Annotated in this window: 1 protein-coding gene; it reads right to left on the bottom strand. The window is 71.3% G+C overall.

All coding sequences use genetic code 11. The features are described from left to right. On the bottom strand, positions 1–449 hold a 449-nt coding region (locus VR44_RS34630; RefSeq protein ID WP_045951611.1), incomplete at both ends, for a class I SAM-dependent methyltransferase.

Raw genomic sequence — 449 nt, 5'->3', positions numbered from 1 at the left:
GATGTGTATAAGAGACAGGGTCAGGGTGGTGACGTGGGCGCCGCGGGTGGCGGCTCGCAGGGCGAGTTCGCCCCAGCCGGTACCGGTCTCCAGCAGCCGCGTGCCCTCCCCCACCTGGGCGAGGTCCAGGAGGCGGTCGATCTTGCGGTGCTGGGCTTCGGGGAGGGCGGCGAAGCGGGCGGGGAAGGCGGTGAAAACCGCGGAGGAGTAGGAGAGGGTGGGGTCGAGGAAGGCGGAGAACAGGTCGTTCGACAGGTCGTAGTGGCGCTGGATGTTCACGCGTGCGCCGACGCGGATGTTGCGGTCGGCGGCCGGGCGGCGCGAGACCCACAGGCCGCGGAGCCGGCGCAGCGGGGCGGGTACGAGCTCGTCGACGTGTTCGGCGAGGACGGTCAGGACGCCGGCCAGGTCGTCGCTGTCCCATTCCCCGGCCATGTAGGACTCGCCGA

It is taken from the genome of Streptomyces katrae, from assembly GCF_000966975.1.
Lineage (GTDB): Bacteria > Actinomycetota > Actinomycetes > Streptomycetales > Streptomycetaceae > Streptomyces > Streptomyces katrae.
This window is presented reverse-complemented; position numbering and strand designations above follow the sequence as displayed.